The organism is Vibrio sp. 2-2(8) (assembly GCF_963888495.1).
In the GTDB taxonomy this organism is placed as follows: Bacteria; Pseudomonadota; Gammaproteobacteria; order Enterobacterales; family Vibrionaceae; genus Vibrio; species Vibrio anguillarum.
In genome coordinates this window covers 144,940-164,762 of the sequence record NZ_CAWPJM010000011.1, presented here as the reverse complement: position 1 = coordinate 164,762, position 19,823 = coordinate 144,940, and the positions used below count along the sequence as shown (strand labels likewise).

Genomic DNA, 19,823 nt, shown 5'->3' with positions numbered 1-19,823 from the left:
GCAGATGATATTGGCATTAAAGCTTCATAGCTGACCTTGCAATAGAAACTAAAAAGGGCTGGTTGTGCTACCTGCCCTTGAAATTTTATTAATGCATCACAGATCGACTATTCGTAATCAGAGGCATAAGTTTCTTCGTATGAGTGCGAGTAAAGCTCAAATAGGTTGCCAAATGGGTCTTCTAGATAAATCATTTTAGCGAGCTTGTTATCATCTTCTGGGTGGTAACGCATGATATCCATACGCGCTTTACCGCCATATTGTTCAATGCGCTTAATCGCGCCTTCAAAGTCGTCGGTTTGTAGACAGAAGTGGAAGATACCAAGGCGAGAGAAGTCTACTTCGTGACGCTCTTCGCGCTCTTTCATTTCAAACAATTCAACGCCAATACCATCAGTTGTTACTAGATGTGCAATATTGAAACCTTTGAAACCCTCACCAAAAACAGCAATACACATGCGGCCAATCGCTGACTCTCGCTCTTCAATAACTTGTGTATTATTCATAACGATTTTTAAACCTAAAGCTTGAGTGTAGAACTCAACAGCTTTATCCATATCGCCAACCATAATACCGACGTGATTCATTTTCATAATTCGCTCCTAATACCTTTGATTTTTTGGCTTCGTTTCGATAGATGGGAGTATATGGAGATTGATGGATTAAATAAAATTATCAGTAATTATAAAAATGATAAATTATAATTATAAGAGAAACGCAAGATGTCTCCGTGTTAGAACCAATACAAATGGCGATAGTAGAGAATGATAATTTTCCGTATCTAAGCCAATCCGTGACAGGCTAATTTAGAAAAATCGTTCCGTTTAGATTTGGCCACACATTTGCGAGTGAGCTAAGTGGTATCGGATATTCAACGGCTCCTCATCCATTGAGTTGAAGAAAAATCTCTTATTAAGGGATTCTTAAGTTACGTCCGTTATTTTTGTTTACAGAGTAAGCAAAAAGGAAATGCCGATGAAAACCATACGCTCAGCATCTGATCTGCAATTGGCCGTAATTGATCCTTCTCATCCTCGCTGGTTGGAAGCCATACACCTTGTGCGCGAGCGTTATCAGCAAGCGTTTGATGCACGCCTTATTACTTTTATGCCTGCTTATTTAGCTTTGCTTGATCATGACGAAATGAAATCCGTATGTGGTTTTCGCGTAGCGCAGCAAGAGCCTCTATTTCTCGAACAATACCTTGACCAACCTGCCGATGAAATTTTATCGCAGCGTTTTGATTGCCGAGTATCCCGAAGTGCTTTGATTGAATTTGGCCAACTGGCCTCTTTTGGTCGTGGTTTATCGGCGCTGCACTTTACTTTGATCGCTCAACAGCTGGTTGATTTAGGGTATGAATGGTGCGTTTTTACAGCAACGGATCCACTGCATGCTTTGATGCGTCGATTTGGTTTACAACCGACATTGATCGCGAAAGCGTCAGCATCTTGCATTCCTAACGCCAACCAAATTTGGGGCAGTTATTACCAACACAGCCCTCGAATTTTAGCGGGAAATTTGGCGCAGGGGCTGGCGTTGCTCAACCGATTTCATTTAAACCAAAAACAAGCGTGAGGCCTTTGCTATGAACCGAATTTTATCGGCGCTTCATCAACATGCGCAGCAAAAGCCAGATAGCATTGCCTTCATTGGGCACAATGCCAAACAAGAAAAGATAGCGCTGAGCTATCAACAGCTCTTAGAAAAGGTGGAAGCCACAGCACGCACATTGCGCCAGTGGCAGGTACAGCGTATCGCATTAAAAGCTGAAAATAGTTTGGATTGGGTGATCATCGACCTTGCGGCCATGCACGCAAAAATAGTGCTCGTTCCTGTACCTACTTTCTTTAGTAAGGCCCAGGTTGAACACCTACTGTATGAATCGGGTGTTGATGTTTGCTTAGGTGATTGGCCAACGCTAGGTGAACCTTTCTCAACGCTCAGTCATCTACCTGCTTTTGTCTATTTGGCGAATCCATCAGCACAGGTGTTGCCTTTGACGCAAAAAATCACCTTTACGTCTGGGTCCACCGGAACGCCGAAAGGGGTGTGTTTGAGTGACGAAAACATGCAAGCGGTCACGCTGGCGATCGCAGAGAAAATGTCCGCGCAAGTTGAGCGTCACCTCGTGATGCTGCCTCTCTCAACCTTGTTAGAAAACATCACGGGTGTGTATGTTCCTTTGGTTCTGGGTGTGACATCAACAGTCGTCTGTGGCAGCGAAGTAGGTTTGACCGGTTCTAGCCAGTTCTGTGGTGCAACGTTCGCACTCGCACTACAACAGTTTCAGCCGTCAAGCTTGGTGCTAACGCCTGCGCTATTGCTGGCATTAATTGAAGTCGTCAAGCAGAGCCCAGCTCTTGCGCTGCCTTTACGCTGGGTTGCCGTGGGCGGGGCGCGAGTGGCTCCCCAATTAATTGACGCAGCTCGCCAGCTCGGCATTCCCGCTTTTGAAGGGTATGGTTTGTCTGAAAGTGCTTCGGTCGTGAGTATGAATACACCCCAACAAAATAAGCCGGGGTCGTGCGGACAGGTGCTGTCTCATCTTCAGGTTTCGCTGGCACAAGATGGCGAATTGTTAGTTAAAGGCAACACGGCTTTGGGGTATTTAGGTGAGCTGTTTAGCCACGAGTGGTTGTCAACTGGCGATATGGCCACAATCGATGATGAGGGTTTTTTAACCATCATCGGGCGTAAAAAGAACCTCATCATCACCAGTTTTGGGCGTAACGTGGCCCCTGAATGGATTGAATCTCAAGCATTGGCTTTGATTGCACACCATCGATTTGTGGTGGTGGGCGACGGGCAGGCAGGCCTCACGGCCGTCAGTGACAGTCCTTTACCTGATCTCGTTACGCGCGTGCAACAGCTCAATAGCGTGTTGCCCGATTACGCACACATCACGCAGCTTTGGTTGGTGAGCGATACTCATTGCTGGCAAAAGTGGCTGACCGCTAATGGTCGCCCAAAACGCTTAGCTATTGAAAACGCACTGCAAGAGGCTCGCTTGGCGCGCCACACCACTAATCCACAGACGGTTTTTATCTCTATTCCTTCCTTCTATTCAATGGCTGAGGAGCTTTAAAATGAGCAAATTTTTCCATATTTTAAAAACACAAACTGAGCCAGCACAGCAGCAGATGTTGCAAGCTCCGGTATTTGATGCCTGCGCAAGAGGTGAGATCAGCCTAGAGATGTATATTCGTTTTCTCACTCAAGCTTATCACCATGTTAAACATACGGTGCCACTGCTGATGGCATGTGGCAGCCGCTTAGGCGATGAATATGAGTGGGTACGAACGGCGATTGCCGAGTACATCGATGAAGAAAAAGGCCACCAAGAGTGGATCTTGAACGATATTAAAGCGTGCGGTGGTGATGTGGACGCAGTGCGTCATAATGAGGGTGCAGGGCGGGTCAGCGCTTCCATCGAACTCATGGTGGCGTATCTCTATCACCAGATTGATCGCGCTAACCCGTTGAGCTTATTTGGCATGGTGTGGGTACTTGAAGGAACCAGTGTGGGTGTCGGTGGGAATATCGCACGGTTAGTCAAACAGCGTTTGGCGCTTCCTGATGCGGCGATGACCTATCTCACTTCGCACAGTGAACTTGACCAAGGGCACATCCGTTTTTTTGAATCGTTAATGAACAACATTCAGTGTGTATCCGATCAAGAGGCCATCATCCGCTCTGCAAACATGGTGTTTGATCTGTATGGGCAGATGCTGCGAGAACTACCGCTTCCTTGCGAGTCAATGGTGCATGCAGGTTCGCAAGATTTAGCTTCGCAAGGTGTAAGGTCGCAATATGGATCTTAATCATCGACATGTTTTACTCACCGGCGCTTCCGGTGGTATCGGGCAACGCATCGCATTGCTGCTTGCTAAGCAAGGAGCCAGTCTAGTTCTGGTGGCTCGTGATGGTCAAAAACTCGAGCAACTTCGGCAAACGCTCCCCATGCCTGAGAAGCATCTGATTTTGAGTGCAGATTTAAGCACAGAGTCAGGAATAGAGCAGATCAACACCTTCATTCAGCGCTTTTTTATGGGCCAGAAACGAATCAGTGTGGTGATCAATAATGCGGGCATTAACCAGTTTCGCTTATTAGCTAGACGAACCGCAGTTTCAGTACAACAGGAGCTGCATTTGAATTTACTTGCTCCGATGCAACTGACTCAATCGGCGATACATTGGTTGAATAAACCGGGGATTATTTTAAATATTGGCTCAAGTTTAGGGGCTATTGGTTACCCGGGTTATGCCACGTACTGCGCTACCAAAGCAGGGTTGCACCGTTTTAGTGAAGCGATGCAGCGTGAGCTTGAGGGGACGGGTATCAAGGTACTTTACCTAGCGCCGCGAGCGACCAATACCGAGCTGAATAATGACACGGTGAACCAGTTTAACCAAGCCGTAGGCAATCACTGTGATGAGCCAGAGGTTGTTGCCCAACATGTGCTTAGTATGCTCGAAAGCGAATCAACAACTCGCTGGATTGGCTGGCCTGAAAAAGTGTTGGTACGATTAAATCAACTATGGCCAGCAGTGATTTCGTCGGCAATTAAAAAGCAGCAAGCGACCATTCTTGCCTTTTTGAACCGTTAAAGCGTGATAACTCAAGGAGAACAACATATGAAAACTGTGTTTAAATGGGCCAGTTCATTGGTCATCTTTGCGGTAAGCACGACACCCGCTTTTGCGATCACCCCTTTAGCTCAGGTTCAATCTGATTGGGCCAAATGCCAATACAAAATGAAGTCGAGCGATGATCAAGAACGTTGTTTTGAACGTGTCATTATGCGTAACACATTAGAGATGAAATCAAGTAACAGTCCAGAACTCAAAGTGTGGCTTGCCATCAATAAATCCTCATTAGCGGGCGTAAAAGGTGGGTTGGGTGCGCTATCTTTAGTGAAAGAGGCGAAATTATTGTACGAAGAGGTTATCGATCAAGCGCCTAATACTTTAGATGGCTCGGCTTTTACAAGTTTAGGCACCTTATATTACAAAGTGCCCGGCTGGCCAGTGGCTTTTGGCGACGACGTTAAAGCGGAAGAGTTGCTGCAAAGAGCGCTGCTGATTAACCCGACAGGAATTGATGCCAACTATTTTTACGGTGATTTTCTTGCCGAGCAAGGCAGAACCGATGAAGCAAGAAAGTACCTGTTGCAAGCACAACAAGCACCAGCAAGGCCACAAAGAGCGATTGCCGATGCTGGGCGTCAGCAGGAAATTGCCCTTTTGTTGGAGAATTTAAAATAACGTATGCGTTTATTATTAGTCGAAGATGACAAACAACTGGGCGAGTCAATGCAGGTGGCGTTGACTCGCCAAGGTTATACGGTGGATTGGTTAGAAAAAGGTGGCGGCGTGGCGTGTGCGCTCAAAACTGAACAGTTTTCGGCGGTGATCTTGGATTTAACCTTACCGGATATGGATGGTCTTGAGGTGTTGCGCGGCATTAGAAACGCTGGTTATTCGCTGCCTGTGATGATCCTAACGGCGCGTGATGATATTAGCGATCGCGTCAAAGGGTTAGATGGTGGAGCCGATGAATACATAGGTAAACCCTTTGCGCTAGAAGAGCTACTGGCACGTCTACGGCTTATCATTCGTCGCAGCTCGGGCAGCGCCGAGGCTCTGATTTCGATTGGTGATCTGAGCCTCTCTCTTTCCAAGCAGGAGATTGAATATCGTCAGCAACCCCTCAAACTGACGCGCAATGAATATAAAATTCTCGCCAGTTTGATCACTCAAGCAGGGCGAGTGATGAGCAAAGAGCTATTGCAACAAGCGCTTCATGGCTGGGACGAAGGCAGCAGTGACAACGCTATCGAAGTTCACATCCATAACTTGCGTAAAAAAATGCCAGAAAATGTCATCAAAAATATCCGTGGTGTGGGGTATATGATTGAAAAATAAAAAAGTCTTTTCGATTAAACGTCGTTTAACACAGTCGGCTGTATGGTTAAGCGGTAGTTTACTGCTTATTTCTCTCTACTTCAGTTTTTCTACGGCACATCATGAAATTGGAGAAGTCTACGATGCGCGCTTAGGTCAATCAGCAAAATTACTGTTGATGGCGACTTCTGTCTCTATAAAAGAAGGAGACAATGCCGATCTTCATCAACAGTTTGATCAGTGGATGCAAAGCATTGAACGTCTTTCGCAAGCCAACAAGGAGATGGCAACGCAGTATGGTCACCCTTATGAGCGGTACATTCTGTTTCAGTTTTATCGAGATGGTCAGTTGATGTACAGCTCTGATAGCCAGCAACCCGCCTTTAGCACTAATGCCAGCAATAATGGATTTGGCAGCGTCACCATTGATGGCCAAACATGGCGTTATTTTCAATTGGCGCAACCTCATCCTGATCGCGGCTCTGAATACATTCTCGTTGCGGAAAAACAGAGTATTCGTGATGAAATGGTCAATGAAATTGCACTGTCGACCGCATTGCCGCAATTGATCCTGATCCCATGCGTTATCTTGGTGCTGGTGATGCTTATTGGCCGAAGTTTCAAACCACTGCAAGAGCTAAAATCGGCGATTGCGATTCGCAGTGTCCACAAGTTGGATCGCATTTACGTTACAGAACAAACCACTGAACTTTCACCATTAGTGGAGACACTCAACCAACTGTTGGCTCAATTAGAATTGGCTTGGCAGCGAGAGAAGCGCTTTACGCGTATGGCTGCTCATGAACTTAAAACGCCACTGACGGTATTGAGATTAAATGCCGAAAACGCCATGCTCAGCCAGAATGAGCAGCAACTGAAATATGATCTGGACATGATTCTTAAGGGTATTGAGCGTACTGACCGCCTTATTCATCAGTTGTTGATGTTAGCCAAAGTCGAAAGCACTATGGAATTGTCATCACAAACGGTCGATCTCTCAGTCTCTATTAAGCAAGTTATCGCAGACCTTGCGCCGTTAGCCTTAAAGCACGACCAACAATTGAGCTTTGAAGGGCAGAGTTTGTCGGTTCAAGGCGACGAGCTATTACTCGGCGTGTTGTTTAAAAACTTAATCGATAATGCGATGCGCTATTCTGGCGTACACAGTCACATTGATATTACGTTGCATGGCGATGATCAGTTTATTCAAGTGAATGTGACTGATAGCGGCCCCAACATCACGAACGAAGCCCGAGAAAAAATATTTGATAACTTTTATCGAGCTAACAGTGAAAAAGGCGATGGGGCAGGGCTTGGAATGTCGATTTGCCGTGATATCGCCGCGCTGCATAATGCCACCGTCGAGTTGCTGCCGAGACACAACGACAGCAACATCTTCAGGGTTTGTTTTCATCTAAGTTAACAGGCCTCTTCTGTTTTTATCCACACTCTTTAGCGGCATGGCGCAAAAATATCTTGCGCTTTCTCGTATGCATTGGTTGATACATCCATAATGCCAAGTAAAGAGTGAAAGAGATTACTGTGAGCATAGGGCTGAGTGGCTGTTTGACGTAAACAGGTTTGATTCACGCCTTTCGTACGGGCGAATTCGTCAGATAACCAGACTAAAAGCGGTACTTGAGTTTGATCATCGGGTGCTAGGCTGTACGGCATACCATGTAAGAACAGTCCATTTTCTCCCAGCGATTCCCCATGGTCGGAGACATAAATCAATGCGGTGTTGTATTGCGCTTGCAGTGATTTTAGCTTTTCAATCAGCTGCGCCAAAACAAAATCTGTGTAACGAATAGTGTTGTCGTAAGTATTCACTATCTGCTCAACGCTGCAATTTTCAATATCCGCTCTTGGGCAATCAGGTTGATATTTCGCCATGTTTTTAGGATAGCGCTTAAAGTAGGTTGGCCCGTGACTTCCAATAATGTGCATGAAAATCATTCGGTTACCAGTTTGGTTGGCAATTTCTTCATCTAAGTTGTCTAGCATTGTGACGTCATAACAAGTGCTGCCGTCACATCGGCCTTCTCGCGCAGTTTTATCCAGCTCTTTCTGCGGAATATTTTTCGCGACGCCTTTATCGCCTCCATCATTCTCTTTCCATAAGAGGTTGACGCCTGCGCGCTGCAAGATATCGAGGACGTTGTCTTGGTTATCCGCTTTGGTACGATCAAAATTATGACGATCCATATTGGAAAATAAACAAGGTACAGAGACCGCTGTCGCAGTACCACAAGAGGCGACATCACTGAAAAATATAGGCTGATAAGGCGCGGTATAAGCATTGGTATCACGTGTGTAGCCGTAGTATTGGTAATTTTGTGCGCGAGCCGTTTCTCCTAGCACAAATAAGACTAAGGTTGGTTTTTCTGCATCACGGCTATGGGTAATTTTCGGTTGCTGCTGCGCATCAGCGCCGATAATTTGATACACCACGGGCTCGGTAAAATAACGATCTTTCACAAGACCATAAGCGCTATAGACAAAGTGAGTGGGGATGATCATTTTCTTGAGGTAACTATTGTTGCGTCCAACCGACGAATAGTTCTGATAATACAGCGCCGCAATAATGACGATGCCGAGTAAAGAGAGCAATATTGATAGCGCTTTATAGCCTAAAAAGCAGGAAGTGGATTTTTCTACTTTAAGTGGTGAAAGCAGTAATAGAGCGGCAGGGAGGATGCCCAACGCTGAGATCCAGACAATGGAATAGAGACTGACATAAGAGTCTGCCTCACTGCTATTGGTTTCAACGACATTGATCAACATGTCTCGGTCGACAATCGTGCCGTAATTGTAACTCGCATAACTCACCACAGCAGAAAGGATGAGTAAGACCGCAAAAAAAGGTTTTAGAAAATAAGGCCACGAAAACAGTTGGAAAATAACGTTCAGCGCCAAAAAGAAAAAAATCGGTATTGAGAACGCAAACCCCCAATTGAACTGCTCAGCAGCCGAAAAAATCTGTGCCAATTTGGCATAAATAGGGATGTTGAGTACCAAGCTGAAATAGAGAGCAAGCAACAAGGTAATACTTGCGTATGAGAAGCGAGGATTTTTCATTGTGGGTTCCATAACATACCGTGTGATGAGAAGACGTTATGGAACTTATAAAGATCTTTTCTTAATAAAGGCTTAAGAAATTCAATCGTTAGAATGAGATGAGTTTTGGTAGTTACTTATCTTAGTACCTTGCGCACCTTGTCGAATGCTAAAAGTGATGGCGTAAATACTATTGCCGTTCGTCTTTAGGAGAGTCCATCACCACCATGGTGGTGATCGATTTCACCGTTAAGCACTCACCAAGCACATCGGCGTGAAAACGTTTATAGGCGCTGAGATCTTTGCTTTCGACACGCAGCAAATATTCGTTCATCCCGGTAATGTTGTGGCATTCGACCACCTCCTTGGCGTAGCGCACATGTTCTTCGAAACTGAGCTGCGCTTTTTTAGTATGGCTGTTTAAGCCAATTGCCACATAAGCGACAAACCCGACATCAAGTTGGGTTTTATTTAAGACCGCTCGATAGCCTTTAATGATCTGCTTACGCTCGAGATCCTGCACACGGCGCAACGTGGCGGAGGGCGATAAGCCGATGCGTTCGGCTAGCTCGACATTCGAGACTCGGCCATCAAGTTGTAGCTCTTGCAATATTCTCTCGTCAAATCTGTCCATGGCTTATTTTTATTGCTCAATATTAGTGGTATTGACCAATATAAGCACAATATTGCCAGCCGATACCATTATTATTTGTTCATCATTATTAAATAGAGAAAGAAGATGGATTACACACAATGGTGGCCACTGGTGGCTTTTGCTTTTGTTTCGACCTTTTCACCGGGTCCAAACAACATCATGCTGATGACATCCGGTGCGAATGTGGGCTTTATGCGCACTATTCCGCACATGCTTGGTGTAACGTTTGGTTTTAGCATTATGGTGCTATTGGTTGGTGTTGGGTTAACGGGTTTATTCCATCGTTATCCTATGTTGCAACAAGGCTTGCAAATTGCCTGCACCATTTATTTGGTCTATTTGGCGATAAAAATTGCGCTGAGTAATCCTTCGCAGGGAGAGAAGCAGTATCAACCGATGTCATTTGTTTCGGCTGTACTGTTTCAATGGGTCAACCCCAAAGGTTGGTCGATGGCGCTGACTGCGGTGAGTGTATTTAACCAAAGTGCGAGCTGGGCGCAGTTAATGCTGATTTCATTGGTGTTTGCTTTGGTGAACATTCCGTCGGTCAGTGTTTGGACTGCGGCGGGTAAACAGTTGAGCCACTGGATGAATCACCCAAGTTATGTCCGCTGGTTTAACGGCGCGATGGGCGCGTTGCTGCTACTGTCCGTTGTTCCTATGTTGTAGAGATTTGGTGAGACGTTGCTGTGTGGGAGCATTATCAACGCAGCAAAAGAAAGTGGGTACTGAGCGACCCACTTTGTTTATCTAGTTTGCCTGATATTAACCGTTCGCTATATTGCCCATAAAATTAACGCCAATATTTGCGGTGAGAGTATGCGCAGGCACATCACTAACGGATAGACAGTAGCGTATGCCAATGCAGAAGCGCCACTGCTTTCGTGCAGCGCATTTGCAAAAGCAAGAGCGGGTGGATCGGTCATCGAGCCTGCTAGCATGCCACAGATGGTGAGATAGTTAATATGGCCTAAAACACGAGCCAGTATTCCGACGGTGATCAATGGAATACCCGTGATCAACATGCCGTAACCCATCCAACTGACGCCATCGCCTTGCACTAAGGTTTCAACAAAATTACCCCCAGATTTTAACCCGACTACGGCTAAAAACAGCACAATACCAATTTCTCGTAGAGCAAGGTTCGCGCTGGGCGGCATAAACCAATACATTTTGCCAATGCTGCCGATACGCGCCAAAACAAGTGCGACAATCAGCGGTCCTCCAGCTAAGCCGAGCTTAATGGCGGCGGGGAATCCCGGTAGATAAAACGGAATAGATCCGAGTAATACCCCAAGTCCAATCCCAACGAATACTGGTAGCATCTGCACATGCTGTAATTTTTGGTGCGCGTTGCCGACCATGCCACTGACCGCTTCAATCGCTTCTTGACGCCCGACTAAATTGAGAATGTCGCCAAACTGCAAGGTAGATTGGCTGGTTGGGATAAGCTCAACCCCGGCACGGTTTAAACGCGAAACTACGACGTCGTATTTCTCTTTTAAATCCAGATCGCGCAGCTTTTTACCAAGCACAATCTCGTTGGTGACGACTAAGCGCTGTACTCGCAGCTCAGTGCCGCGTGTCGAAAGTGATGCATCGACCTCTTCGCCAATCACCAAGCGTGCTTTTTCTAACGCTTTTTTATCGCCGACCAGATGAAGCAAATCATTCACTTCAACTCGTGAATCGGGTTTGGGCACGGAAAGGTGTTCACCACGTTTAAGGCGCGAGCACACAATATCGCCATCACTGAGCGCGGGAATGTCTTTTAAGAGCAGGCCATTTAAGTTGGGGTTTTTAATCGCAACGTTAATGGTGTGTAAGCTCTCTTTTTTGTGGCCGTTGTGGATCTCAAACTCTTCGGCTTCGGCGTCAACACTGACACGAAAGGCAATTCTGAGCAGCCACATGGTCAGCAAAATACCGCATATGCCAAAGGGGTAAGCAATCGCATAACCCATACCCGTCAGGTCAAGCATGTTCTCTTGGCCACCTAACTCAGTCAGGATTTGTTGCCCCGCGCCTAATGATGGCGTATTGGTGACTGCACCGGAGAATACACCAAGAATAACGGGTAAAGGCACATCAAACAGATAGTAAAGCGCGACCGTCACCACACAGCCCAGCAATACAATCAGTGCGGCAAAGGCGTTGAGTTTTAGTCCTGAGCTTCGAAGTGAAGAGAAAAAACCGGGTCCGACTTGTATACCAATGGTGTACACAAATAGGATAAGGCCGAACTCTTGAATAAAATGCAACGTATTGTAGTCAAGAACCACACCCCACATGCCTGTAAAGTGGCCGACGAGAATGCCGCCAAACAGCACCCCACCGATCCCTAAACCAACACCGTAGACGCGCCAATTCCCTATCCACAAACCCAGCACAGCTACCAGCGAGAGAATGCTGATAGAAAGTGCAATATCACTCATGATGAGTCTCCTGAACAATTAAAAAACGGCTGGTGGGCAAGCTTAATGAACGGCAGGGGTAGGCGTAAGAACTCGGTTAGTGGTTATGTCTACAGCTGGAGGGTTCAAATACGGCATTGAGAAGTCACCTAGTGAAATGAACTCTCGATGTCGTTTTGTGGTTGCCCTGAACTTATGACCAGTAATACTGCAACGAGCTATAAATGTTAACTATAGAGATGCAAATTTGTGCACCGGAACGAATATTAAATTTCTCAGATAAGTGATTGTTAGATAAGAGTTAATAAAATCACACTTCCCAAAAAGCTAGCCTTATTTTTTCTTATGTTAAGAAAGTGTTGGTTTGTTTAGTCTGTACTCTTTTCACTAGTGATATTCGTTTGGTTTCGTCCGGTGTTTTTCGCTTGATAGAGCATGTTGTCAGCCAATTTAATTAACTGCTCTGGTGAATGGGAACCTTCTAGGTCGACTGCGCCTCCAATGCTGATGGTTAAAAAACCGTTTTCAGCCGCTGGGTGGTCTATACACAGTGCTTTGATTTTATCTTGAACAAGGTTAGCAACGTACCAAATACCTTCTTGGTCCGTCTCAGGAAGAATCATGGCGAATTCTTCACCACCATACCGTGCAGCGATGTCGGTTGGTCTTCGACAACATTGGTGCAAAGTAGTGGCGACTTTTTTTAAACAATCATCACCCTCAAGGTGGCCAAATGTGTCGTTGTATTGTTTAAAATAATCAATATCGATCAGCAATAACGAGAGAGGCTGTTTTTTTCGGTAAGCTTGCGCTAAGTGAGACTTTAAGTGTTGATCGAAATAGCGGCGATTATTAAGACCGGTAAGGCCGTCTAAATATGCCAATGATCTCAGTAGGTCTGCTTGGTGCTTTAGGGTTAAATGAGCCTTGATTCTGTTTTTTAACGTATTGATATTAAATTGTTTTTTTAGAAAATCAACACCGCCTGCTTCCCAACATGCATCTTGGTCTTCTTGGGCGGTTAATCCGGTAATAAAAATAACAGGTATATCAGCGATCGTAGGGTCATTTTTGATCAAGCGGCAGGTTTGTAAGCCATCCATTTCTGGCATGATGACATCGAGTAGCACCAAATCGGGCTGACTTTCTTTGCAAACGTTGATGGCTTGCGTTCCAGATGTCGCCATCAATATCTGATAGTCATCTTTCAATAATTGATATATGAGCTGAATATTAGTCGGCTGATCATCAACGATGAGTACCGTGAAGTCAGTTTTCTTACTGAAGTTTAGTAAACCGTAATTAGATAGCATCGGAAAACTCTTTGTTTTTCATGATTTCTTTTAGTATTGCAGTTGCTTGTTCAAACGCCAAACTTTGTACTTGTTCTGCAAGTTGTTTTGTTAACTCTTCATCAATCATATTTAATTGTGCTGAGATTTCTTCAAATAATGTCGTCGCTTCCATATTTGAAGTGTTGAAACATCTCCCGAGCATGAGCAGTTTTTCTCTAAATATTGCTTTATCCATGGCAACTGGTGTTGTAGTCGTTAGTTGCTCGTTGCTGAGTAAATTCATCAATGATCTGAGTTGTGATTGTGCAAATAGTACGTCAGCCAATAAGCTACTATTTCTTCTCATCGTCTCTGTGGTTGCTATTGAACATTCGAGCTCAGCTTTTGCTAACTTTTCCGACAATTGTGTAAGTCCACAGCTTTCTGAACCACTTTTTAAACTGTGGTAGATACGCAATGCGACATCAGTGGCAATTTCAGTAGATTGCAGTTGTGATATAGCATCTTGCATATCAATGACAAATTGATTGATTACTTTTAGATAAACGGATAAATCGCCGATTCGATTTATCGCTTGATTGAGTTTAATACCATGTTTGTCTGCATATTCTTGAGCTGGTGTCGATATTTTTTGATTATGGGTAGCCACCACTTGTTGTTTTGCTGGGAGCGTTTTTTGAGTTACGAAGTGTTGAATTTTTCTAACCACATCATTGATCTCGAAAGGTTTCGCAATATGGTCATTCATACCTGCAGCTAAACAGGTGGCTTTATCTTCAGGGCGAGCATTAGCTGTCATTGCTAATATTGGAAGTTGATGAAACTTCATCTCTTGTCGGATCTTACGAGTCGTTTCATAACCATCCATACCGGGCATTTGAATATCCATCAGTACTAGGGAAAACTGCTGATTTTGCAGTATATCTAGTGCTTTAAAGCCGTCCTCAGCTTCGATAATTGTTGCGCCACGTTCGCTGAGTAATTCGGTTGCGACCAAGCGATTGGTCGGATTATCTTCAACCAGCAATATGCTGATACCAGATAAGCTATCGTTTGAATTTATTCGATGGAATGTTTCTGCAAATACTGCATCTTTACTTTGCAGTACATTGATAATGGTTTGTTTGATTAGATCTGGCGTTACTGGCTTTATCAGCACGGTTTCTAAAAGTTCATGGGTGTCTTCTAAATGTTTGTCGAGAATTTCTAGGCCAAAAGCCGTAATCATGATGACTAAAGGTATTTTTTTGAGATTTTTCTGGTTTTTGATGGATCGAGTAAGAGCCAAGCCATCCATATCAGGAAGTTTCCAGTCAACAAATGCGAGATCAATTACTTCGTTTTGTTGAGCTAAGTTGTGTAGTTGTGCTAAAGCTTCATCGGCGTTGGGCGCAGCAAACACTTGGCAGCCTAGTTTTTGGAGTATGTCTTGAAGAATTAAACGTGCGGTTTCATTATCTTCTACCACTAATATGTTTAAACCCTGTGTAAGATGCGAGTAAATGTCATTACAAACAGGCGCGAAGTTTAATGTAGTGGTGAACGCAAATTCACTCCCCTTACCAAGTTGGCTGGTTACGCTAATGTCACCTTTCATCAGGCTCACTAGCCGTTTTACGATCGATAAACCTAATCCTGTACCGCCATACTTTCGGCTAATTGACGACTCAGCCTGGCTAAATCCATTAAAGATAATTGCTTTCTGTTCTTGGGTCATCCCGATACCAGTGTCTGACACTTTAAAAAGCAAGGTGCAATTATTTTCTGATATTTTCTGTGTTTCTATGGATATTTTTATTTCACCTGCATCAGTAAATTTAATGGCATTACCGGCTAAATTTAATAATATTTGTCGTAAGCGTAGGCTGTCACCGATCAAGATGGTTGGAACATCAGGCGCAACATCATAAATGATCTCGATGGCTTTCTCTTGAAGGCTTGACGACAGTAGTATCCCCGTTTCTTGTAACAGATCTGGAAGTGAAAATGAAGATTGCTCTAATTCAAGCTTTCCTGCTTCCACTTTAGAAAAGTCTAAAATATCGTTTAAAAGAACGAGTAGAGACTTGGCTGCACTTTGTGTTTTACTTAAGTAGTCGATCTGCTGGCTACTTAAATCGGTATTGAGAGTTATCTGTAATAACCCCAAAATAGCGTTCATTGGGGTTCGAATTTCATGGCTCATGTTCGCTAAAAAATCAGACTTAGCTCGGTTTGCGTACTCCGCTTGCTCTTTGGCTTCCGCGAGTTCTTTCTCTTTTTGTAGCTGTTCCGTTAAGTCATAAGCAATACCTAAGAAGCCGACTAACTGACCGTGGTCATCTATTAATCCACCGACATAAAGTTTAACCGGAATGTGTTGGCCGTTTTTACTGATGTAAGTCCAATGATTAATATCGGATTTGCCTAATTTTGCTTTAGCGACAAAGGCATCAAACCCGACTTCTACGGTTTCTCCTAGCTCTAACGACAGATCTTTTGCTCGTCGAACGACCTCTTCGGGTAAGTGGAATATAGCTGGTGTTTTTTTTCCCACCAGTTCACTGGCACTGTAGCCGATCAGTTTTTCTGCAGAGGGGTTAAATATAGTGATTAATCCATCTAGATCCGTCGCGATAATAGCGTAACCCGCACTGCTCAAAATGCTGCGCTGTAGAGCATTCGCTTGCGAAATCTCCTCTGTTCTTTGGTTGACTAATTTTTCTAGTTGAAGATTGGTTTCTGTCAGTACGGCTTCCCTTGCTTGAGCGATCTCTATTTTGTGTTTGGCTAACTGATCTCGACGAGAACGCATCATTTGAATGATAAAAACAGTCAACATAAGCAATAATGTGGCCGTTAAGATCTCTTGATAAGTTTGGTTGTAAGTATCTAATGGTAGAGATTCGATAAACTTGTTGGTAGCGATAAGATTGAGCTCCCATTGACGTCCAAACAAATCAATGGTTTGAGTTACTTGATAAGGGGTTCTATCTTGAATTGAGCCGCGGGTGAAAAAATGTTTTGAATCACCGTCATTGATGTCACTTATGGTTAGAATAACCTCGTCATTGAGGCCAGCCACAGCACTTAACACTTCATCTATCAAAATAGGTGCATAACTCCAGCCTACCAGCTTGCTTAATCGTTCTTCCACAGAAGAGGAATCCGCTATTTTATTGGTGTTGTACACTGGCATTAGTATTAGAAACCCTTGCAGTGCCTTTTTGTTGGCTTGCACAAGAGTTATAGGAGCAGTGAGACGTACCGAGTTATTTTTGGCTGCATCTAAAGCTGCTGCACGACGCATAGCCTCTGAACCAATGTCTAAGCCGACCGCTTGTTTATTACGCTCTTCTGGTTCAATGTATTGGATGACAAACAAGCTGCTATTATGCTCTGAAAGTGAGCGAATATTGAAGGTTTTGTCCGGCCTGTCTAGGCGAGCTTGCTCAAGGAACATTTCTTTTTGCTGTGGTTCAACAAAGCGGATAAATCCAAAGCCACGAGCACCTGGAAATTCTTTGGGATAGTCACGAGTCTGGGTATAGCGAAACATTTGCTCATAATCAAATGCATCGACACCGGCAGTCATTACCGCACCTCTAAAGCCACGTATCCCGTATTGATATAGCGTAACCTTTTCTGATACCCCATGACTAATCTGCTGTAATCGAGCAGATAAATCATGTTGTATATGCTCAATTCGCTCTGTCTGATGCAGTTGATTAAAATGACTTGCGGTAAATAAACCAAAGATAAGAATAATCAAAGGCAGCCAAAGTGCATTTAAGATTGTCTTATTTAACTTTAAAGCAGCTTTCGGGCGTGCTTCTTGCGATAGATCCATTACCTTTCCCTGCTAATTACATGCTTTTTATCGCATTATTACTTGTTTTGATGTTTTTTAAGATACCTATAACAACTTTAGCAGGATATTTCTAATTGGATAGAAATGCCGTAGACGCGCCAATTCCCTATCCACTATAGATATACAAATTTGTGCACCAGAGCGAATATTAAATTTCTCAGATAAGTAATTGTTAGATAAGAGTTAAATTTATCCATTTCCTGTGCGTTGCTCACCACTATTTTTATCGAGAAAATAGCCCATACCGCGTTTAGTTTTAATCAGTGCTGATGAGAAAGGGTCATCAATTTTTTTGCGTAGACGACGCATATACACATCGACTACGTTGGTTAGGGGATCTTGATGGAGACCCCAAACATTAGCAAGAATCCGTTCTCGGCTAAAAATATGACCGGGTTTATGCATCAATAGCTCTAATATGGAGAGTTCTTTGGCGGTTAACTCAATGGCTTGCCCTGCCCGTGTTACGGCCATGGTTGATAAGCAGAGCGTTAAGTCTGCAATGTGTAGAGTGGGCATTGGCGCAGAGTCAGAATGTCGACGTTGCAGCGCATCTAGGCGAGCCAGTAACTCTTCAAAATGAAAAGGTTTTGCCAGATAATCATCCGCACCAATGCGTAGGCCCCGAACCCGTTCTTCAACTTCGCCCAGTGCAGAAAGCATCAAAATGCGCACATCAATACCGGCTTCACGTATTTGCTGACAAAGAGTTAATCCATCGGTGTGCGGAAGCATTCGATCTAAAATTAAAATATCGGGCTCGCCGCTTATGAGTGTTTCAAGTGCATATTGCCCATCATTCAGTCGTTGAATGTGGTGACCTTCTGCTTTGAGCCCTCGCTCAATAAAGTTGGCAATTCTGGCATCATCTTCAATTAAAAGAATTCTCATGATTCTTCCTCTTCCAGTTCAAAGGTAAGTGTAACGGTTGTGCCTTGAGCCAGTTGGCTTTGGAATGCGATGGCTCCGTGTTGCTGCTGCACAATGTTATAAGCCAGCGTTAAACCAATCCCTAAGCCATCAGGGCGATAGCGTTTGCCGTTTTCGGACCGAAAATAGCGTTGGAAAATCTGTGCGAGGTCCTCTTGGTCAATGCCAATACCGTGATCTTGTAATTGAAGATGAAATTGCTTGGGCTCAACTAGCAGAGTGAGCGTAATAGGATGGTGATGTGGATCATAGCGCAATGCATTATCGACGATAATTCGCACGGTCATCAGTAGCTTATCTAAATCAGTATGAAAGATCCGAGCTTGCCAGTTTGCCTGTTGTGGATGAAGACATTCAAGTTGCACTTGATGCGCGTGAGTTAAAAGGGTGGCTTGTCTCGTCACCGATTGCCATAGGTTCTCTAAGGTGATGGGTATAAGAGTCGGTTGGAACAGCTTTTCATCTTGACGGATAAGCAGCAATAAATCGTCGATCCGGTAGGAAAGGTGGGTTGCCGATTCATTGATACGCTGTAGCGTTTGTCGATACTCTTCATCACTATTTTGACGACTGCGAAGGGTAATTTGGGCTTCTCCTAAAATGGCCGTTGCGGGAGTACGCAATTCATGGCTGACGTTCGCAAAAAACTCTTTCTGCTGGCGTTTAGCTTGCTCCAATGTTTCGAGTGCATTGGCGAGTTCTTGGGTGCGTGCAGTAACTTCTCGCTCAATGAGTTGACGCGAAGCGATCTCTTTTTGCTGCGCATTTTCAAGGCTTTGTGCCATGTAATTAAAATGCTGCGCTAGGGTTCTGAGCTCACTTGGCCCGCTGACCGATACTCGATGGTTAAGATAGCCTTGTTCTAAAGCTGAAGTGCTTTTTAGCAGTTCCGCTAACGGTTTGGATAAGGTGCGCAGTAACCAGCCTCCGAGTAGCAAGCCAAAGACTACCCCTAGTAATGATAAGGTTACAATGACATTTTCTACATCAGATAATGATTTCATCGCTGCGGCTTCATAGCGTGCAGTACGTTGTTTCTGTAGAGAAATAGCTTGATTCAGCAGCTGGCGTAGGTCGGTATTATCCACTTTATCAAAGGTGTCACTGAGTAAAAGCCAGCGATCATTATTGTCTGTGATTTTTGCGATTTCCCAGGATCGAAGCGCTGTTTTTAATCGTCCAAAGTTAGTTTCAAAGAGAGAAATGACTTTGATTTGCTGAGTGATCTCGGCAAAGTCTTGGTTGGTGATACCGTGTTGTTGTGCTTGCTCGGTTAGCAAATAGAGCTCGCTGAGCAAATCTTCAATCTTTGAAAAGCGCATGTCTCGTTTGAGCGTGCTGCCATCTTTCGTCAATAAATACTCGGCAAGCCAAATTTTCAACTGCTGTTTTTCCGTGCTCAACTGCATAAAGCTTTGCAAGATTTGATTGGAGATCTGTCCGCGCTGAATGTGCTCATTAGCGACGTTATTTGACCATAAAGCGGTGCCAGCTTGGGCTAAGATTAGGGTGAGCAACAGAGCCAGTACGAGAGATAATTGATAACGAAACATAATGATCGCCGCATAAATTCAATAGGTGAGCAGAGTAAGCGATCCGTTGGTATTGGGTAAAGAATATTCATCTGAAGTTAATCTAAGCGCATGGTTTAGGTTCATCGAGAGGCCGTAAATTACTCCCATCAACCACATTACTCCCATCAACTAGATAATTAG

Annotated in this window: 16 protein-coding genes; 8 read left to right on the top strand and 8 right to left on the bottom strand. The window is 44.3% G+C overall.

What is annotated here, in order from left to right; genetic code table 11:
• Positions 1-107 precede the first annotated feature (107 nt).
• Positions 108-593 carry a VOC family protein gene (locus AACV12_RS03480; protein WP_013856448.1) on the bottom strand — a complete coding sequence of 162 codons (486 nt, stop codon included), beginning with the start codon at positions 591-593 and terminating at the stop codon, positions 108-110.
• Positions 594-969: 376 nt separating this feature from the next.
• Between AACV12_RS03480 and AACV12_RS03475 the strand changes: the two genes are divergently transcribed.
• From AACV12_RS03475 to AACV12_RS03445, 7 genes are read left to right on the top strand one after another with little or no spacing between them, the layout of a single operon-like run.
• Positions 970-1,578 carry a thermostable hemolysin gene (locus tag AACV12_RS03475; RefSeq protein ID WP_013856449.1) on the top strand — a complete coding sequence of 203 codons (609 nt, stop codon included), beginning with the start codon at positions 970-972 and terminating at the stop codon, positions 1,576-1,578.
• Positions 1,579-1,588: 10 nt separating this feature from the next.
• Positions 1,589-3,088, top strand: coding sequence for an AMP-binding protein (locus tag AACV12_RS03470; protein ID WP_170899935.1), 1,500 nt, complete (start codon positions 1,589-1,591; stop codon positions 3,086-3,088).
• A gap of 1 nt (position 3,089) precedes the next feature.
• Positions 3,090-3,824, top strand: a complete 735-nt coding sequence (locus AACV12_RS03465) for a TenA family transcriptional regulator (RefSeq protein ID WP_017047062.1) — start codon at positions 3,090-3,092, stop codon at positions 3,822-3,824.
• The gene (locus AACV12_RS03460; protein WP_017047061.1) at positions 3,814-4,611 is read left to right on the top strand and encodes an SDR family oxidoreductase; all 798 of its coding nucleotides are present in this window, start codon (positions 3,814-3,816) and stop codon (positions 4,609-4,611) included. Before AACV12_RS03465 ends, AACV12_RS03460 begins: the two co-directional genes overlap by 11 nt.
• A 27-nt stretch (positions 4,612-4,638) precedes the next feature.
• Positions 4,639-5,268, top strand: a complete 630-nt coding sequence (locus AACV12_RS03455) for a tetratricopeptide repeat protein (protein WP_049785460.1) — start codon at positions 4,639-4,641, stop codon at positions 5,266-5,268.
• A 3-nt stretch (positions 5,269-5,271) separates the two neighbouring features.
• A complete protein-coding gene (locus tag AACV12_RS03450; RefSeq protein WP_013856454.1) occupies positions 5,272-5,928 on the top strand; it encodes a response regulator in 657 nt (218 codons plus the stop codon).
• Positions 5,918-7,330 (top strand): ATP-binding protein, encoded by a 1,413-nt coding sequence (locus tag AACV12_RS03445; RefSeq protein WP_445286161.1) that lies wholly within the window; start codon positions 5,918-5,920, stop codon positions 7,328-7,330. Before AACV12_RS03450 ends, AACV12_RS03445 begins: the two co-directional genes overlap by 11 nt.
• 29 nt (positions 7,331-7,359) lie before the next feature.
• Here the strand turns inward: AACV12_RS03445 and AACV12_RS03440 are convergent, their stop codons facing one another.
• The gene (locus AACV12_RS03440; protein ID WP_170899934.1) at positions 7,360-8,997 is read right to left on the bottom strand and encodes a phosphoethanolamine transferase; all 1,638 of its coding nucleotides are present in this window, start codon (positions 8,995-8,997) and stop codon (positions 7,360-7,362) included.
• Between the two features lie 157 nt (positions 8,998-9,154).
• Positions 9,155-9,598, bottom strand: coding sequence for an Lrp/AsnC family transcriptional regulator (locus tag AACV12_RS03435; protein ID WP_019280913.1), 444 nt, complete (start codon positions 9,596-9,598; stop codon positions 9,155-9,157).
• 105 nt (positions 9,599-9,703) lie between these two features.
• On the opposite strand from AACV12_RS03435, the gene AACV12_RS03430 reads away from it, so the two are divergent.
• Positions 9,704-10,288 (top strand): LysE family translocator, encoded by a 585-nt coding sequence (locus AACV12_RS03430; RefSeq protein ID WP_013856459.1) that lies wholly within the window; start codon positions 9,704-9,706, stop codon positions 10,286-10,288.
• 107 nt (positions 10,289-10,395) lie between these two features.
• On the opposite strand, the gene AACV12_RS03425 is transcribed toward AACV12_RS03430, so the two are convergent.
• From AACV12_RS03425 to AACV12_RS03405, 5 genes are all read right to left on the bottom strand, one after another.
• Complete coding sequence (locus AACV12_RS03425) at positions 10,396-12,054, bottom strand: putative transporter (protein ID WP_026027818.1); 1,659 nt, start codon at positions 12,052-12,054, stop codon at positions 10,396-10,398.
• Positions 12,055-12,401: 347 nt separating this feature from the next.
• On the bottom strand, positions 12,402-13,346 hold the full coding sequence (locus AACV12_RS03420) for a diguanylate cyclase domain-containing protein (protein WP_170888729.1): 945 nt from the start codon (positions 13,344-13,346) through the stop codon (positions 12,402-12,404).
• Positions 13,336-17,157, bottom strand: a complete 3,822-nt coding sequence (locus tag AACV12_RS03415; protein WP_170899933.1) for a PAS domain-containing hybrid sensor histidine kinase/response regulator — start codon at positions 17,155-17,157, stop codon at positions 13,336-13,338. The genes AACV12_RS03420 and AACV12_RS03415 overlap by 11 nt, the downstream gene beginning before the upstream one ends.
• Before the next feature lie 210 nt (positions 17,158-17,367).
• On the bottom strand, positions 17,368-18,069 hold the full coding sequence (locus AACV12_RS03410; RefSeq protein ID WP_013856461.1) for a response regulator transcription factor: 702 nt from the start codon (positions 18,067-18,069) through the stop codon (positions 17,368-17,370).
• Positions 18,066-19,661, bottom strand: coding sequence for a sensor histidine kinase (locus tag AACV12_RS03405; protein ID WP_170899932.1), 1,596 nt, complete (start codon positions 19,659-19,661; stop codon positions 18,066-18,068). Before AACV12_RS03405 ends, AACV12_RS03410 begins: the two co-directional genes overlap by 4 nt.
• Between the last annotated feature and the right edge of the window lie 162 nt (positions 19,662-19,823).

What these genes read in the sequence shown, in the direction of transcription:
- AACV12_RS03440 (WP_170899934.1), bottom strand. Translation starts at nt 8,997, where the DNA reads ATGGAACCCACAATGAAAAATCCTCGCTTCTCATACGCAAGTATTACC.
- AACV12_RS03480 (WP_013856448.1), bottom strand. Translation starts at nt 593, where the DNA reads ATGAAAATGAATCACGTCGGTATTATGGTTGGCGATATGGATAAAGCT.
- AACV12_RS03455 (WP_049785460.1), top strand. Translation starts at nt 4,639, where the DNA reads ATGAAAACTGTGTTTAAATGGGCCAGTTCATTGGTCATCTTTGCGGTA.
- AACV12_RS03450 (WP_013856454.1), top strand. Translation starts at nt 5,272, where the DNA reads ATGCGTTTATTATTAGTCGAAGATGACAAACAACTGGGCGAGTCAATG.
- AACV12_RS03405 (WP_170899932.1), bottom strand. Translation starts at nt 19,661, where the DNA reads ATGTTTCGTTATCAATTATCTCTCGTACTGGCTCTGTTGCTCACCCTA.
- AACV12_RS03435 (WP_019280913.1), bottom strand. Translation starts at nt 9,598, where the DNA reads ATGGACAGATTTGACGAGAGAATATTGCAAGAGCTACAACTTGATGGC.
- AACV12_RS03465 (WP_017047062.1), top strand. Translation starts at nt 3,090, where the DNA reads ATGAGCAAATTTTTCCATATTTTAAAAACACAAACTGAGCCAGCACAG.
- AACV12_RS03475 (WP_013856449.1), top strand. Translation starts at nt 970, where the DNA reads ATGCCGATGAAAACCATACGCTCAGCATCTGATCTGCAATTGGCCGTA.
- AACV12_RS03420 (WP_170888729.1), bottom strand. Translation starts at nt 13,346, where the DNA reads ATGCTATCTAATTACGGTTTACTAAACTTCAGTAAGAAAACTGACTTC.
- AACV12_RS03415 (WP_170899933.1), bottom strand. Translation starts at nt 17,157, where the DNA reads ATGGATCTATCGCAAGAAGCACGCCCGAAAGCTGCTTTAAAGTTAAAT.
- AACV12_RS03425 (WP_026027818.1), bottom strand. Translation starts at nt 12,054, where the DNA reads ATGAGTGATATTGCACTTTCTATCAGCATTCTCTCGCTGGTAGCTGTG.
- AACV12_RS03410 (WP_013856461.1), bottom strand. Translation starts at nt 18,069, where the DNA reads ATGAGAATTCTTTTAATTGAAGATGATGCCAGAATTGCCAACTTTATT.
- AACV12_RS03470 (WP_170899935.1), top strand. Translation starts at nt 1,589, where the DNA reads ATGAACCGAATTTTATCGGCGCTTCATCAACATGCGCAGCAAAAGCCA.
- AACV12_RS03430 (WP_013856459.1), top strand. Translation starts at nt 9,704, where the DNA reads ATGGATTACACACAATGGTGGCCACTGGTGGCTTTTGCTTTTGTTTCG.
- AACV12_RS03460 (WP_017047061.1), top strand. Translation starts at nt 3,814, where the DNA reads ATGGATCTTAATCATCGACATGTTTTACTCACCGGCGCTTCCGGTGGT.